The sequence below is a fragment of the Tichowtungia aerotolerans genome, assembly GCF_009905215.1.
In the GTDB taxonomy this organism is placed as follows: domain Bacteria; phylum Verrucomicrobiota; class Kiritimatiellia; order Kiritimatiellales; family Tichowtungiaceae; genus Tichowtungia; species Tichowtungia aerotolerans.
This window is the reverse complement of record NZ_CP047593.1, coordinates 2056796-2072812: the sequence shown is the minus strand read 5'-3', so window position 1 is coordinate 2072812 and position 16017 is coordinate 2056796. Positions and strand designations below refer to the sequence as shown.

Annotated in this window: 17 protein-coding genes; 8 read left to right on the top strand and 9 right to left on the bottom strand. The window is 54.3% G+C overall.

Features of this window, described 5'->3' with window-relative positions:
- Positions 1–13: 13 nt before the first annotated feature.
- Both metF and GT409_RS08440 read right to left on the bottom strand, forming a co-directional pair.
- Positions 14–901, bottom strand: a complete 888-nt coding sequence (gene metF / locus GT409_RS08445) for a methylenetetrahydrofolate reductase [NAD(P)H] (RefSeq protein ID WP_160628664.1) — start codon at positions 899–901, stop codon at positions 14–16.
- A gap of 85 nt (positions 902–986) precedes the next feature.
- Positions 987–1268 (bottom strand): HU family DNA-binding protein, encoded by a 282-nt coding sequence (locus tag GT409_RS08440; RefSeq protein ID WP_160628663.1) that lies wholly within the window; start codon positions 1266–1268, stop codon positions 987–989.
- Between the two features lie 233 nt (positions 1269–1501).
- Between GT409_RS08440 and GT409_RS08435 the strand changes: the two genes are divergently transcribed.
- The 6 genes from GT409_RS08435 to GT409_RS08410 all read left to right on the top strand — a co-directional run bounded on the left by GT409_RS08435 (position 1502) and on the right by GT409_RS08410 (position 8332).
- Positions 1502–1948 carry a PTS sugar transporter subunit IIA gene (locus GT409_RS08435; protein WP_160628662.1) on the top strand — a complete coding sequence of 149 codons (447 nt, stop codon included), beginning with the start codon at positions 1502–1504 and terminating at the stop codon, positions 1946–1948.
- A gap of 12 nt (positions 1949–1960) precedes the next feature.
- Positions 1961–3646, top strand: a complete 1686-nt coding sequence (locus GT409_RS08430; protein ID WP_160628661.1) for a cation:proton antiporter — start codon at positions 1961–1963, stop codon at positions 3644–3646.
- Positions 3647–3724: 78 nt separating this feature from the next.
- Positions 3725–4435 (top strand): ZIP family metal transporter, encoded by a 711-nt coding sequence (locus tag GT409_RS08425; protein WP_160628660.1) that lies wholly within the window; start codon positions 3725–3727, stop codon positions 4433–4435.
- A gap of 99 nt (positions 4436–4534) precedes the next feature.
- Positions 4535–7330, top strand: coding sequence for a DNA polymerase I (polA, locus tag GT409_RS08420; RefSeq protein WP_160628659.1), 2796 nt, complete (start codon positions 4535–4537; stop codon positions 7328–7330).
- 47 nt (positions 7331–7377) lie between these two features.
- Positions 7378–7911, top strand: a complete 534-nt coding sequence (locus GT409_RS08415; protein WP_160628658.1) for a hypothetical protein — start codon at positions 7378–7380, stop codon at positions 7909–7911.
- Positions 7912–7999: 88 nt separating this feature from the next.
- Positions 8000–8332 (top strand): DUF805 domain-containing protein, encoded by a 333-nt coding sequence (locus GT409_RS08410; protein ID WP_160628657.1) that lies wholly within the window; start codon positions 8000–8002, stop codon positions 8330–8332.
- 150 nt (positions 8333–8482) lie between these two features.
- Here GT409_RS08410 and GT409_RS08405 read toward each other — a convergent pair whose 3' ends face one another.
- Entirely contained in the window at positions 8483–9163 is a 681-nt protein-coding gene (locus GT409_RS08405; protein WP_160628656.1) for a sensor histidine kinase, read from the bottom strand.
- A gap of 273 nt (positions 9164–9436) precedes the next feature.
- Entirely contained in the window at positions 9437–10321 is an 885-nt protein-coding gene (locus GT409_RS08400) for a transposase (protein WP_160628655.1), read from the bottom strand.
- A 73-nt stretch (positions 10322–10394) separates the two neighbouring features.
- On the opposite strand from GT409_RS08400, the gene ald reads away from it, so the two are divergent.
- Positions 10395–11477, top strand: coding sequence for an alanine dehydrogenase (gene ald, locus GT409_RS08395; protein ID WP_160628654.1), 1083 nt, complete (start codon positions 10395–10397; stop codon positions 11475–11477).
- A gap of 106 nt (positions 11478–11583) precedes the next feature.
- On the opposite strand, the gene GT409_RS08390 is transcribed toward ald, so the two are convergent.
- Entirely contained in the window at positions 11584–12084 is a 501-nt protein-coding gene (locus tag GT409_RS08390) for a SixA phosphatase family protein (protein ID WP_160628653.1), read from the bottom strand.
- A 170-nt stretch (positions 12085–12254) separates the two neighbouring features.
- On the opposite strand from GT409_RS08390, the gene GT409_RS08385 reads away from it, so the two are divergent.
- A complete protein-coding gene (locus tag GT409_RS08385) occupies positions 12255–12659 on the top strand; it encodes an ACT domain-containing protein (RefSeq protein ID WP_160628652.1) in 405 nt (134 codons plus the stop codon).
- 83 nt (positions 12660–12742) lie between these two features.
- Here the strand turns inward: GT409_RS08385 and GT409_RS08380 are convergent, their stop codons facing one another.
- The 4 genes from GT409_RS08380 to GT409_RS08365 all read right to left on the bottom strand — a co-directional run bounded on the left by GT409_RS08380 (position 12743) and on the right by GT409_RS08365 (position 15976).
- Positions 12743–13075 carry a DUF4346 domain-containing protein gene (locus tag GT409_RS08380; protein ID WP_160628651.1) on the bottom strand — a complete coding sequence of 111 codons (333 nt, stop codon included), beginning with the start codon at positions 13073–13075 and terminating at the stop codon, positions 12743–12745.
- A 49-nt stretch (positions 13076–13124) separates the two neighbouring features.
- Positions 13125–13916, bottom strand: a complete 792-nt coding sequence (locus GT409_RS08375) for a TIGR00266 family protein (protein WP_160628650.1) — start codon at positions 13914–13916, stop codon at positions 13125–13127.
- Positions 13917–13986: 70 nt separating this feature from the next.
- The gene (locus tag GT409_RS08370; RefSeq protein WP_160628649.1) at positions 13987–14889 is read right to left on the bottom strand and encodes a class I SAM-dependent methyltransferase; all 903 of its coding nucleotides are present in this window, start codon (positions 14887–14889) and stop codon (positions 13987–13989) included.
- 73 nt (positions 14890–14962) lie between these two features.
- Complete coding sequence (locus tag GT409_RS08365; protein WP_160628648.1) at positions 14963–15976, bottom strand: DUF481 domain-containing protein; 1014 nt, start codon at positions 15974–15976, stop codon at positions 14963–14965.
- Positions 15977–16017 lie beyond the last annotated feature (41 nt).

Here is a 16017-nt window from a genome sequence, read left to right as displayed (position 1 = left end):
CTACTATTCGGGTTTACTGCCCGCGCACACGGGAAAGGCAGGCGAACAGTTCCGGATAAAAAGCCGTCCGGGACTTATTCAGCAAATAAAGATGTATGCCCGGCGCACCGCCTTCAATCAATTCCGAAATCTGTTCAATTGCCCAGTACAGGCCGATCCGCTCCGCTTTGGCCGGCCGATCCTGCGCTGCGTCCAGGTCGTGTTTCAGCTTTTCCGGAACATGGAAATCACAGAATGCGCGCATCCGGTTGATCTGCTCCAGCGAAGTCACCGGAAGCAGGCCGGGCAGAATCGGAATGGTAATCCCTTCCGCCCGGCAGCGGGCGACAAAATCAAAATACACATCGTTGTCTAAAAAAAGCTGCGTGGTAATAAAATCGGCTCCGGCATCCACCTTTTCTTTCAGGTGACGAATATCTTCCTCAATGCTGGGCGCTTCCGGGTGCTTTTCCGGATAGCCGGCTACGCCAAGGCACAGGCCGGGATGCCGCTCCTTCAAAAAAGCAACCAGTTCCGACGCATACCGGAATCCATCCGCGGCCGGCGTAAAATGAGTCTGACCTTTCGGCGGATCCCCGCGCAGCGCCATAATGTGAGTAAGGCCCTGCGCAACAATGGCATCCGAGGTTTGTTCCAGGTCGGCCCGGGACATTCCAACACAGGTACAGTGCGGAACCACCGATTTGTAACCAAGTCCATCCAGCTGACGGCAGATATCCAGAGTCGGGCCCGCGGCAGAGCCCCCTGCTCCACAGGTCACTGAAACAAAATCCGGATTCAGGCCGGTCAGCTCCTGAGCGGCCAAATCAAACCCGGCCAGTCCTGTCCCGGTCTTCGGAGGAAAGAACTCCACAGAAATCAGCGGTCGAGCGGAGGCGTTGAGTTGTTGAGCAATATTCATAAATATCTGTCTATCCGGATATCCGGATTAATTCAACTGAAAAAAACAACCGTTTCCGAAGAAACGGTTGTTTTCACAGAAACGATTAGCCGAGAATCGCGTCTTTAGCGGCTTTAGCAATACGGAACTTGAGAACCGTTTTTGCAGGAATTTTGATCGTTTCGCCAGTAGCAGGATTGCGGCCCATGCGAGCTTTGCGTTTCACTTTAACCAGTTTACCAACACCCGGGATCGTAAAACCGTCTTTGGCACCTTTGTATGCCTGAGCGACGAGGGACTCGACCGCAGCTTTCGCCTGTACTTTGCTGATCTCTGCATCTTCAGCGATTTGAGCGATGATCTGTGACTTGGTTGCTGCTTTTGCCATAACTGGATTCTCCTATTGCAGTTGTTTCTAATTACTACGGCCTCTTCGAAAGGCCCCAATTCATGGGGTGATTGTTACTCCAATTAAAAAAGCAGCGCAAGGTGAAATGCGATAATAATTAAGTATAGCAGGCGATTCGTGAAATCGACCGGTGTTTTTTATCGGGTTTTTAATTGACCGATTCCGGCAGGGCATCAGAATGCATGGTTTCATTTTTAGGGGAGAGAACGTTCATGAACCTTAAAAAGGTACTAACCAAGGATTTAATTCTTCCGCATTTAAAAGCGGAGACCAAACCGGCTGTAATTGAAGAAATTATCGATCTTTTAGAACAATCCGGAAAAATAAAAGACCGAGAAACCGCTTTAAAAGCAGTGCTGACACGCGAACAGAAGATGTCCACCGGCATGCAGAACGGCATTGCCATCCCGCATGGCAAAACCGATTCCGTCGACCATCTGGAAGCCGTCATTGCAATCAAACCCGAAGGAATCGACTTTGATGCATTGGACGGACAGCCCAGCTCCATCTTTATCCTGACCCTGTCCCCAGCAAACCGCACCGGCCCGCATATCCAGTTCCTTGCAGAAATCAGCAAACTGCTCGGGGATCCGCAGTTGCGGGAACAACTGACAAAGGCCAGGACCGTTGATGAAATATTCAACATTCTGACTGCCTAGGAGCCTCACACCATGGACACCACCAACGTCGTACTGCACACCGTTCATCAGGCCGCAGAAGCCGTCGCTCACACCGCGGAGGGATCCGGTCAGGGCATCACACACATGATGATGCTCCTGATCATTCAGCTCGCCATCATTATTATCGTGGCCAAAGTCGGTGGCTATCTCTCCCAGCGTTTCCTGAAGATGCCCTCCGTACTCGGAGAGCTCGCCTCCGGCATGCTCATCGGCCCTTACGCTCTCGGTTCAAAAATCGTTCTGCCCGACTTTGGTCCGGTCTTCACCGAACACGCCGGTTTCGCCGCCTCCGCCGAACTCTACGGGATCGCCACCCTCGCTTCCATTATCCTGCTCTTTCTGGCCGGACTTGAAACCGACATCGCCGCCTTCCTGCGCTACTCCGTGGTCGGTTCCGTGGTCGGCCTTGGAGGACTGCTCACCGCCTTTGTCATTGGCGATCTCACCGCAGTCCTGTGGCCGGGTAACGGCATTCATAACTTCATGGATCCTGCCGCCCTCTTCCTCGGCGTCATTTCGGTCGCCACCTCCGTCGGCATCACCGCCCGAATCCTGGCTGAAAAGCGGAAAATGGCCTCACCGGAGGGCGTTACGATACTGGCTGGCGCAGTATTCGACGATGTCTTCGGCATTGTTGCGCTCGCCATTGTCATGGGAATGGCAAAAGTCAGCATGAGCGGCGGGTCCGTCAACTGGGGCGAGATCGGCATCATCGCCGCCAAAGCCATTGGGTTCTTTGTGCTCGTCACGGCCCTCGGACTGGCCTTTGCCCGGAAAATCACCGCCGCCATCAAGCAGTTTAAATCCAAGGAAATCATGGTGGCCATCTGTTTTGGTCTGGCCATGCTGCTGGCCGGCCTCGCCGAGATGGCCGGCCTCGCCATGATCATCGGCGCCTATATCATGGGCCTTGCGCTCTCCCGTACCGATCTGGCTCACGAAATCGAAGAACATCTCGAAGGCGTTAATAACATTCTCGTTCCCATCTTCTTCTGCGTCATGGGCATGATGGTCGACTTCGCGGCCATGAAGCCGGTTCTGCTGTTCGGAGCCGTCTACTCCCTGCTGGCGGTCGTCTCAAAAGTCGCCGGGTGCGGACTGCCCGCCTGGGCCATGCGTTTTAACATGCGCGGCGCTCTGCGCATCGGCCTCGGCATGCTGCCGCGCGGCGAAGTCGCCCTCATCGTCGCCGGGATCGGACTGGCTGCCGGAATCATCGATCAGGGAACTTTCGGCGTCGCCATCATGATGACCGTCGTCACCACCATGCTCGCCCCGCCGCTGCTCGTAAAATCCTTCAACGGAGAATCCGGCCTGCGCAAGGAAATGGCCGGCAGCTCAGAAGATGTCGATTCCATCGATCTCGAGTTTCCGACTCATGACATCACCGAATTTCTGCTCGGCCGCTTTGTACGCGCCCTGCGCAACGAAGAATTCTACGTCAACCGCCTGCATACCGAACAGCTCACCTATCAGGTCCGCAAAGACGACATCATGTTCGTGATGATTGAAGACGGCAACAAGCTGCACATCAATGCTGCGGAGGAACACCAGACACTCGTGCGCCTCATGCTCACCGAAGAACTGCTCTCTCTCTCCGACCTGCTCGATGCCACACAGAAAATGGAAGACCTCCAGACCATGGGCTCCGGATTGCTCGCCAACATGTTCTGCTGAACCGCTTCCGCAGCATGGGTTTTCCACACTCAGAGAAGAAATGTTTCCAAGATTTGGAAAAACCGCTAAACTTCCGGCATGAACCAGATTATCGACATCATGCTGTATTCATGGGTCGCCGGATTTGCTTCTTTTATCGGGGCGGTCATTGCCCGCGTTGAACGGATCCCGGAAGGCGTCCGAAAAAAAGAACTGTTTCGCGGCATTGTCGCCTTCGGCGGCGGCATCCTCGTGGCGGCGGTCGCCTTCGCACTGGTTCCGCACGGCATTGAAACGCTCTCTGCCCCCATGCTCGGCCTGCTGTTCGGACTCGGCGGAGCGGCCTTCTGCCTGCTGGATATTCTGCTCAGCCGCTCCGGAGGCTCCAAGGCTCAATTCACCGCCATGCTGTCGGACTTTATTCCCGAAGCCATCGCGCTCGGTGCCGTGTTCGCGCACGATCACCGGCTGGGTATTCTGCTGGCCCTGTTCATCGGCGCACAGAACCTTCCCGAAGGCTTCAACGCCTACCGCGAACTCAAGGAAAACACCGGTCGCACTGCCATGATCCTCTGGCAGATGTTTTTGATCAGCTTTCTCGGTCCCGCCGCCGCCCTGCTCGGCTACTTCTTTCTGCGGGAAAAACTGCCCGTCACCGCCGGCATCATGGTCTTTGCCGCAGGCGGTATTCTCTATCTCATCTTCCAGGACATCGCCCCGCAGGCCAAATACCGCCACCACTGGCTGCCGCCGCTCGGAGCCGTCCTAGGCTTCATCGTCGGCATGCTCGGCCAGAAACTGATTGGATGATTTTTTCCAATCTTTGGAAAATAACGGGATCTGTCAGCATCTGACATACAGGACGTTGCGTTCTTTCGCGGTTAACAGTTTTCCTGTAGTCTGCCGCGTATGGCTAAAAAACTTTTTCTTCTCGACGGGATGGCGCTGGTGTACCGCTCCTACTTCGCCTTCATGCGCAACCCGATGATCAACTCCAAAGGACGCAATGTTTCGGCGGTTTTTGGATTTCTGAATGCCCTGCTGGAAATCATCGAGAAACATGAACCAACTCATATCGCAGTGGCTTTCGACGTCTCCGGTCCAACCTTTCGCCACGACGAGTATCCGGAGTACAAAGCTCAGCGCGAAGAGACGCCGGAGGAAATCCGCGCCGCCGTCCCGGCAATCAGGGAATTTCTTGAAGCGTTCAATATCCCCGTACTGACCAAACAGGGTTATGAAGCTGACGACATCATCGGCACCCTCGCCCGCCGCGCCGAACAGGAAGGATTCGACACAACCATGGTCACGCCGGACAAGGACTACGCCCAGCTCGTCGACGACCACACGTTTATGATGAAGCCCGCCAAGAAAGGCGCTGATCCCGAAGTGCTCGGCGTGGAACAGGTGCTCGAGCAGTGGGGCATCGAAAAAGTCGATCAGGTCATCGATATTCTCGGCATGGCGGGCGACACCGCCGACAATATTCCCGGCATTCCCGGAATCGGCCCCAAAACGGCGCAAAAGCTGATCGCGCAGTACGGCTCACTGGAAAACCTGCTCGAACATACCGACGAGCTGAAGGGCAAGCAGAAGGAGAAGGTCGAAGAAAACAAAGAACGCGCCCGGCTCTGCAAACGGCTGGTCACCATTCACACCAACGTACCGATTGACGAAACGCCGGACAGCCTCGTCCGCAACGAATTGGATGAAGAAAAACTGACCGCCCTCTTCGCGGAATTTGAATTCACAGCCTTTTCCAAACGGCTGTTCGGCAAAACCCCGCCGCCCGCTCCGGGCGCGGGCTACGCCGCCCCCGCCGACACCGGTGGCCAGGGCGACCTGTTCGCCTTCGCGGCAGCCAACACGCCTGCCGCACCGGCAAAAGAGGAGCCGGTCTACAAAACCATCGACGATGTCAAACATCGCTACCATTTGGTCAGCACGGCCGAAGACCGGGCCGCGTTAGCAAAAAAAATGGGTGAAGCTTCAAGCTTCTGTTTTGATACGGAAACAACCGGACTCGATCCGCGTATGGACCGGCTGATTGGAATGTCGTTCGCCATCCAGCCTCACGAAGCGTGGTATGTGACGCTGCCGCCGGACGACGAAGAAACCCGCAAAGCGCTTGAGCCGTTCAAAGCGGTCTTTGGAAACGAGGAAATCGAAAAGACCGGGCACAATCTCAAATTCGACATCGCCATGCTGCGCGAAGCGGGTGTTGAGGTGAAAGGCCCGCTGTTCGACACCATGCTCGCGCACTACCTGCTCGATCCCGACCAGAGGCACGGGCTGGACCGCCTCGCCGGAAGTTTTCTGCAGTACGCCCCCGTGTCAATCACCACGTTGATCGGGGAGAAGAAAAAAGAACAGCTCCATATGACCGACGTGCCGCTCGACAAACTGAGCGACTACGCCTGCGAAGATGCAGACGTCACCCTGCAGCTGCGTTACGTTCTGGAACCGCTGCTCGAAAAACAGCATTTAAGGAAGTCCCTCGACACCATCGAGTGCCCGCTGATTCCGGTACTGGTCGAAATGGAAGCCAACGGCATCGCGCTCGACACCGCCGCGCTCGAAGAAATCTCCGGACGGCTGGCCGGAGAAATTGAAAACTGCGAAAAACACATCTATGAGCTGGCGGGGCACGAGTTCAACCTCAACTCTCCCAAGCAGCTCGGCGAAGTGCTGTTCGACGAAATGAACCTGGTTGAAAAACCGAAAAAGACAAAAACCGGGCAGTACAAAACCAACGAAGAGGAACTGCAGAAACTGGCCGGCGATCACGAAATTGTCTCGACCATCCTCGACTATCGCGCCGCCACCAAACTCAAGAGCACCTACGTCGACGCCCTGCCCGGATTCATCTGCGAAAAAACCGGCCGCATCCACACCTCGTTCAATCAGGCGGTCACCACCACCGGACGCCTTGCCTCGAGCGACCCCAATATTCAGAACATTCCCGTGCGCACCGAACAGGGACAGGAAATCCGCCGCGCCTTTGTCGCGGCCTCAAATGACTTCACGCTGCTGGCCGCCGACTACTCGCAGATTGAGCTGCGCATCATGGCGCACCTCAGCGGCGATGAACACATGAAGCAGGCCTTCATCGACGGCGCGGACATTCACACCGCCACCGCCGCGCGCGTCTTCGGCGTCGCGCCCGAAGAGGTCACCAAGGAGCAGCGCCGCCGCTCCAAAATGGTCAACTTCGGCATCATCTACGGCATCTCCGCCTTCGGTCTCTCGCAGCGCCTGCGCATCCCGCGCAAAGAAGCCGCTGAAATCATCGAAAACTATTTCGCGCAGTACCCGGCGGTTAAACAGTTCATGGACAGCCTCATCGACGGAGCCAGGGACAAAGGCTACGTCGAAACCATCACCGGACGCCGTCGCCACATCCGCGACATCAACTCAAACAACGGCACCGTGCGCTCCGCCGCCGAGCGCTACGCCATCAACGCCCCCATCCAGGGCTCCGCTGCCGACCTCATCAAAATCGCCATGATCCGCATTGAGAAAATGCTGCGCGGCAAAAGAAGCAAGCTTCTCTTACAAGTACATGACGAGCTGGTGTTTGATTTGCACAACGACGAACAGGATTTAATCCCCGAAATCCAGAAACTTATGCAGGAGGCCCTGCCCTTGAGCGTCCCCCTCATCGTCGACTGCGGAACCGGAGACAACTGGCTGCAGGCGCATTAGGGAGTTGAACCACGAATTCACACGAATTGACGCGAAGGAATAGAATTATGAAAAAAACCATTACAAGTCTTCTGCTTCTATTCAGCATCACCGTTTCTGCTGAAAATTTTAAGATTCAAATGTCTGAAGATGACACCTTCAAAATATCTGCCCCGCCTCGATGGAACATGAAGCAACTCAAATACGAGGAAAACAAAACAGCAACATTCAGTTACTCCCCAAAAGACAATAGCTTTGTACTAAAAGTGTTTTTTCAAAGGGACCAAATTGACGAGCACTCTGTCGAAAAGATGCTATTGCGACTGGATAAAGATATTACTCGCTATGCCGGGAAAAAAGAAATCACCTTGGAGCCTTTCGATTTTGGGACAGGAAAAGGATATGGGTTCTATGGAATCCTGATTGATGAGGAAACGACGAACAAACCAGATCCGGAACCAAATGAGTTTGTTTACATGACTCGTGGTATGCTTCGTGTGTCAGCAGATACTGTGGTGTCTTTTTTTATGCTCACCCATGAAAAAGAAGGCTCAATAAATGAAGAATTAAAACAATATCTGTGTGACTTCAGTAAGTTGTAGATTGCAGCTCGATGCACCTACAACCGGATTTTAATCAAAGGAATCCAAAAACTCATGCGAGATTCCTTACCGTTACAAGGACATCTAGATGAAACCCTTTTTGAATATATTTACCTTCACGGGAGAAGCATCCAGAAGCGAATGGTGGTGCGTTTATATTGGTGTTTGGGCTCTCTGGTTTGTTTTAGCACAAGTCGATACAGTATTAAATGGAGCAGAAGAAACGGGCTCATGGTTTGTTGTTGTTTATCTTGTATCCTTTTGGCCTCTCTGGACAACTCAGGTAAGACGATGGCATGATCGCGGAAAGTCTGGGCTTTGGTGCTTAATCAACTTTATTCCGGTCATTGGAAGTTTATGGGCATTTATTGAGTTGGGGTTCTTCCAAACAAAAGAAGATGACGACGCATGGATGAACTGATGTTTTTCCAAACGTCCTAGGGAAACCGGGTCAGATTAGAGTTGGCCACGAAAAACACAAAAAGGCACGAAAAGGCTGGTGCACGGATCTTTGTAGATTTTTGTGGCGATTGGTTTCCCTCTATTGACCCGTGAAGGGAGCGTCACCTAACTAATCTTTGAGCGGATCTTCGGAACCACTGAAGGGCGTGCTCATAAATGTGCTGCTTCGCTGCAGTTTTTGAAGAATAGTTGAAATTCGATCCACTTCCTGCGCGCTCTCCGCGATACGCTGAATCACTTCGTCGTCGGTTGCCTTTTGCATCAAGAGATGCATTTCCATCTGCAGAACCGTGGCCGGCTGACCGATGTGATGGCAAACCGCGGCCAGAGTTCGGATCATGCCCTGCAATTCTTTCTGCTGATCATCAATGGTTTTCCGCAGTTCATGTTCCACCTGAAGCTGCTCTTCTGTTTTTTCTATGCGGTGGCGCATTTCAGCCAGCATTCGGTTGAAGTTTTCTTCAATGTACCGGATGTCATCTGAGTCGCCGGCCTGAACCAACCGGATATTTTCCGGCGGTGTTTTCTGGGCAATTTCAGTAAAATAATTGCGGAGCTTTATGATGTTCTTTGGATATTTTCGCAGAATCAGGAATCCGGAGAAGGCAACTCCAAGGGTCAGGATAAAAATAAGAAAGATCATCCCGGGTGCAAGATGTCCGGGATTACTGATAACAGTCAGGACATAACAAATCGATAATGCGGGCATAATGGCCAGAAGTACGATTGCAATTTCAGCCTGTATTTCCGCATTAAGCGTCTTCAGTGAGACAGTTCTTTTTTGTTTCATGAACGGTTTCCCCTCGCTTGAAACAAGTTCCCTTCTAAAAGAGAACAGCATGACTATTTATTAAGCATTTTTTATTCCTGCCTGTGTCTTTTTAGCGCAGGGGTCAGCCAATGAATCTTAGAATCTGGCGCTCCTGAATGGTTTTGCCCTTCTCTTCTTCTGCTCGGTCCGGATCAGATTGTGGCAGAATCTCTCCCTTGAACAACGCGATGAGAACGTCGCGTTTACGTTTCCGAACGTTGGAATCTTTGCGTTCTCTGCACGCTTTTGCGGCTACCCATGCTCCCGCAGGAGCCGGTCTAACATGCCGCCGGGAGTGATGAGGGGCGTGTAGAGGCGGTCGGCGTTTTGAATGACGAAGCGGTTGCGGGCTTCGGCGGCAGCCAAATTTCCATCGCGGTTTTTCATTTCCAAAATGAGCAGGCGGTTTTCTTGCAGGGGCGACATGCATGTCGCCCGTATAGATCCCAAATCCCAAGCGGGGCAGATGATGATTTTGGCGCGGCGCTTCAGAAGCTCTTCGAGGATTTGCTTTTCGGGCGGGGAATGGAAGCCGCCGAGATAAACAGCAGCATCGGGAATGGGCGGCATGCGTGCCGCCCCGACGCGCGAACACAGGACGCCGAGTTTTTCGGCATTCCACAGGGCGGGGTTTCCCATGCCGCGCAGCCCGTTGCCAAAATTCTGAATGCATTTCCACGGGTTCATGCGGATGTACTGGCGAATGTTTTCGGCGGCTTCGGGCGTGCGGACGATCATTTCATAATAATTGCGGTGCCAGATGCGCACATTCGGGGCGGTGTCGGAAGAGAGGGCGACTTGCGAGTCGCCCCTACCGCGGATTCGCCGTGAAACTGCGGCTTTAAATGAACCGATGACATGTCCTAATTCGGACTGGCCGGGACGAATTTTGATCAATCCATGAAAATGATCGGGCATCACAACAAATTCACCGGGAAACACATCATCGCGCACCTCGCCGCACCGCATCCATTCTTCCGCAATAATTTCCCGTACGGGCGACATGCATGTCGCCCCCGCCGCTGCAATGAATTCGCGATGGGCACACAGCGTGATGAAATAGAGCCCGCCGCCCGAATAATCGTGGCCTTTCAACCGAATCGACCGCCGATGATGCTTTGCCGGATCAAAAGCCATTCAAAAAACTTACAACATCAGAAGAGCCTTTTCAAACATTGGAGCTTATACTTGCGACCGAAGGGAGGCAGATATGAAAATCGGCGTTCCGCGTGAGATCAAGAAGGACGAATATCGCACGGCGATGCTCCCGGTAGGGGTTCAGCTGCTGACACAGGACGGGCACACGGTTCTGATCGAAAAGGATACCGGGCTCGGAAGCGGTTTTACCAACAACGAATACCAGCAGGCCGGCGCACAGATTGTCGATACTGCCGCCGACATTTACGACCGGGCAGACATGGTCGTGAAAGTAAAGGAGCCGCAGCCCGAAGAAATCGCCCTGCTGCGCCGCAACCAAATCGTCTTCTGCTATTTCCACTTCGCCAGTTCGCGCGAGTTGACATTCCAATGCCTGGACCGCGGCATTTCCGCAGTCGCCTATGAAACGCTGACGGATGACCACGGCGGACTGCCGCTGCTGACGCCGATGAGCGAGGTGGCGGGAAAAATGTCAGTTCAGGAAGGAGCCAAGTGTCTGGAACGGCCGGTGATGGGGCGCGGCATCCTGCTCGGCGGGGTGGCCGGGGTGGCTCCGGCGAACGTGCTGGTCCTCGGCGGAGGTGTGGTCGGCAGCAACGCCGCGCATGTGGCGGCCGGCCTCGGAGCCAATGTGACGATTATGGACATCAACCTCGATCGACTGCGGCGACTCGACGAAATCATGCCGCCGAATGTAACAACCATTTACTGCGAACCGCATGCCATTGAACAGTACGCCCTTGAGGCTGACCTTATCATCGGGGCGGTTCTGATTCCCGGCGCCAAGGCGCCGTCGCTGGTTCCTCGTTCACTGGTAAAAAAAATGGAACGGGGCGCAGCCATTGTCGATGTCTGCATCGATCAGGGAGGATGCTGTGAAACCAGCAAACCGACCACACACAGCAAACCGGTCTACATTGTCGACAATGTGGTGCATTACTGCGTCACCAACATGCCCGGTGCCGTCGGCCGCACCAGCAGCCACGCGCTGTGCAACGCAACGCTCGCCTGGTGCCGGGAGCTGGCCGGACTCGGCCTCGACGGATTTCTGGCAAAGGGCCCCGGCCGTGCGGCGGCGCTCAATATGCGCGACGGGCGCATCACCTGTCCCGCAGTCGCCAATGCGTTTGACTGACGAAGGGGCTTTTGAATTCTGATTCAAAAGACATTGGAAACTCATTCGAAACAAAAAGGCATAGAAATGCTGTTGCGCCTCTGTTCCTCTGTCGACTCTCAGCCCCTCAGGCGGTTTCGTTTTCCGCTTCGAGTATTTTGGGATCCATAAACCATTCCAGGTCTCCGCTGCCGGCGACGACATCCACCCATTCGGGAACATCGAAGTTGATGACTGCCACGGAGGCGGCCGGCATGTCGCCATGATGACGATCCAGCAGCACCCGCAGGAACTCGCTGATGCCGGGGTTATGCCCGACCAGAAGGATGGTTTCCTGGAAATCCTCGGCGCCCTGCACGACATCCAGCAGATCCGGCACTCCGGCATCGTAGAGACGTTCGTCGAGTCCAACCGGAAGCACCGCCCAGTCGGCAAAACATTTCGCGGTGGTTTCTGCGCGCAGCGCCGGACTGCTGAGAACGGCATGAACCTGCACACCGAGTTCATGGAATTTTTCCGCCATCTGCTCAGAATCCGCCCGGCCCCGATGAGTAAGTGGACGGTCTATATCTTCGCCACCGTGACGGTGGGCAGCCTTGCCATGTCGAACTAAAACCAATGTTTTCATAGCTCTCCCTCCCCTCTATTGGGATTGTAATCCCGCCAGGGAACGGGTCAGCATAAAAATCACGTTATTTGACCGCCCCGCACCTGAATTCTGCACATAACAGACATTTCAAGACTGGACAAACCGGCCCCTCAGGAAGACAATTGTAACCGAAGGGGAGGTGAGGAAGCATGATCACCGCAAAACACTGCAAGGAGGTGTCCGTCCGCGTATTCAACGATATCGGCATTCTGGCGCAGCTCACCCGGATTGTTGCCGATAAAGGCGTGAATATTCGGGCGGCGGCAGCTTGGGTGGAGGACGGAAACAAGGGGGTTGTCCGGCTGGTAACCGATGATAATCTCCGGGCAGTCGATGCGCTGCGCGCGCATAACTATGCCCCGGAAGAAGTCAACTCTGTGGAAGTGTCCATGGAACACTCCCCAGGCATGTTGAGCAGGGTTTGCGAAAAGATCGGCAACGGCGGAGTGAACATTCAGTATCTCTACGCCAGCGCTCCGGTCTCGGACGAAACCTGTCTGGCCGTGCTCTCTACGGACGACAACGACCGCGCACTCGTTCTGCTCAACCAATAATCAGGGCTGCCCCGCTGATTGCGGGGCGCCTTCTTTTTTTTCAGCAGACAACGGTGAATTTCCAAACATTGGAACCCTGTACCCTACCGCTGGACATATTCTGAGCCATCAACCAGACAGCGATAGGCAAGCATGATTTCGGCAGCGATGTAAGCGGCATGGGGTTTATCGACAAAGTCCTGCCGGGTCACTTCGCGAATGAGGTTATCGGGGTCGCTGCCGCGGAATTCGATATTCATCTCGTGGTTTCCGTTGACCCAGCCCACACAGATCACCCCCTCGTAAAGGCGCACCAGAAAGTACCCGTCGCCCTCTTTCCAACCGCAGGGAAATTCCAGATCGTCGCAACAGACGATCTTCCGGTCGTCGTGAATGCGGATCGGAATTCCGAGACATTTGCCAATCGTTTCACTCATGATCTGATAAGGGGACAGCGCTTTCTGAATTCAGCTGGTACCGTTTCAATTATCGCCCACCAATCAGGTCGCCGACAACACCGAGCACGGAGCCTTCGCCCTGTCGCCGGCCGTTGTTCTGAACGGGAGCGTGCGCGAGAATGCGGTCGCACAGACGGGAGAACGGCAGGCTCTGCAGATAAACGGTTCCGGTTCCGCGCAGCGTGGCAAGGAACAGCCCTTCGCCACCGAAGAACATGGACTTCAGGCTGCCTGCGCGTTCGATGGAATAGTCGATGTTTCCGCTGAACCCGACAATGCAGCCGGTATCGACCTTGAGCGACTCTCCGGCCAGCTCTTTTCTGACGATCGTTCCACCGGCATGAACAAAGGCCATGCCGTCGCCTTCCAGTTTCTGGAGAATAAAGCCCTCGCCGCCGAAAAATCCCGCCCCCATGCGCTGGGTAAAGGCAATGCTGACGTTCGTTCCTTTGGCGGCACACAGGAACGCATCTTTCTGGCAGATAAACCGTCCTCCAATCTGTGACAGGTCCAGCGCCTGAATTTTGCCGGGATAGGGAGCCGAAAACGAAACCCGTTTTTTGCCGGAACCAATGTTGGTGAAGTGGGTCATAAAAATGGACTCGCCGGTCAGCGCCCGCTTGCCGACACTCATCAGCTTGCCCATGAATCCCTCATTCGGATTGGAGCCGTCACCCATTTTTGCTTCGAAGGCGATACCCTCTTCCATGTAGTTCATGGCTCCGGCTTCGGCAATCACCGTTTCGCCGGGATCCAGTTCCACCTCCACCACCTGAAGGTCGTCGCCCAGAATTTCGTAATCCACTTCATGACTGTTCATCGCATTCTCCCAATCCACGACCACCGATCGCGGATCAATTCCATTAATCCATCACGCCAGCATTCCAATCCTAAAACGGTGCGGCAGTACCGATTTTGGTGTTGAGGGCGGCTTCGGCGATAGAGCGGCCGTCGATCAGCTGCGGAGTGCGGCGTTCCCGCCAGACGCGACGTTTGGTTTTGGCGGCCATGTTGTGGCCGGGCAGGATACAGCCCATTGCTTTTTCGATTTTTGAAAACAGCCACATCAGCGGATAGACCACCGTGCCGAACGTGTACAGTTTGGTGTAGTGATAAAACTGCTCCGTGTCTGTGTCGACCGATGGCATATTGTAGGGACCGCCGGCCAGTTTATTGGCGGCGGCTTCGCAAAACAGTCCGAGGCCTTCCACACAGCAGGTGGAATAAGTGATGGTTTCCGGCACGTCAAATCCGTCCTTGAGCACATCAAAAAACTCACGCGTTGTGTAGCCGGGGCGGGCCATCCCTTTGCGCCGCCATGAAAGTCCCAGCAAGGCCCGGATCGGACAGCTTCCCAGGCAGAAATGCAGTTTGCGCTGTGCAGTAATCACCAGCCGTCCGTCGGGCCGCAGCACCCGGTGACATTCCCGAATCAGTGCACGATCAGCAAGCACCCGTTCCAAAGCATCGACAATCACCACCGCGTCAAAACTGTGATCGGGCAGATCAATGGTATTGTCCTCAAAGACGCTGATCGGGTGTTCTACAAAAAACTGCATGGCGTCCCGCGCAGCGGAGTCGGTGACCATGGTTTTCCAGTTCCCGCCGTCGAGGCGCAGCTGCTGAGAAATCACTCCGTCCCCGGCAGTGATTTCCAGACAGTCCTGATTCGCGGTTGTGCCGAGCAACTGCCGGAGTTTGCAAAGCCGGGTTTGACGCCGAAGCGAACGCCGGAACAGTTTTTCCTGCCAGCGAACGGCTTCATTCCTGAGGTTGACATCCAAGGCCTTCATAGTTGCGCAGTATAGATATAAGCCACAGCAGCGCAAAGAGAAAAGGTGCGGGTTTCACGCCCCGAAAAGGTCGTTAGAACCGATACTGAATACTGCTGATCAACTGTCGCTGCTTGAACGGGTCGGCGCCGTCCTCCACATTCGCATCCATCTCATATTTATACTCCAGCCTCAGCGACAAGTTTTTGATGAGACGATTATTCAGTCCGGCATTAAATTTGTAGTAATACTGGTCGGGATATCCCGTATAAGTAAATCCCTGAAAAAGAGTCAGGTCCTGACTCAGTTTTGAGGTCAGGTTCTGCTGGAATCCGGGAGAGACCCCCTCTGTCTGCTCGTCTGCCTGATCGCGGTAATAGTAATTGACTCCCGGCACAACATCCAGCGTCAGCAGCGGCTGCTTAACCGGACGCCAACCGAGCCCGCTGAACTGCTGCACTTCTTTGGAGAGAATTCGCAAATAGTTATGTTCGTATGAGGTTTCCGACTGCCCGAACCATTCGTCCGTCAGATCACAACGATACCGCTGACTCCAGCGATACAGATCATTATTCTTATTTTCATTAACCTCGGAATACACGTAACTGCCGTTCCACTCCAGATGATGCCGGCCTCTGTCCCATTTCACCTTGGTGGTCAGCCGAAGGTAGTCGGTGTCTTTTTCGTAACGTTTCAGGTTGGATCCTGCCCGCTGCTGATATTCTGCATGGTGTGTATTCACAGAAACACCGATATTGCCGGACCAGTATTTTTTCGGCTTCGGCGCGGCTTTCGCAGCCTCCTTTTTGGGAGCCGCCTGCTTTGCCACGGCTTTTACCGCAGGAACCGCCACCAGTTTGACGGGAGCAGCGGCGGGCGTTTGCGCGGCATGAGTTTTTGCCGGCGGCGGGGGGATGATTTCCTTCACCTGGCTTTTCTGAAGCGTCATTTTCCCCAGAACATCAGAGGTAAAATGAATCACACCGTTTTTTTCGTGAACCGCCGCGCCTTTCAGTCGGTCGCCATTCGACAAAACCAGCACCGTATTGCCCATCACGGGGAAAACGATCAATGCCATGAAACAGAAAACAGAAACTACTTTTTGCATGATAAAACTGCCCGTTTACTGGTTGCCGAAACAACCTGAAA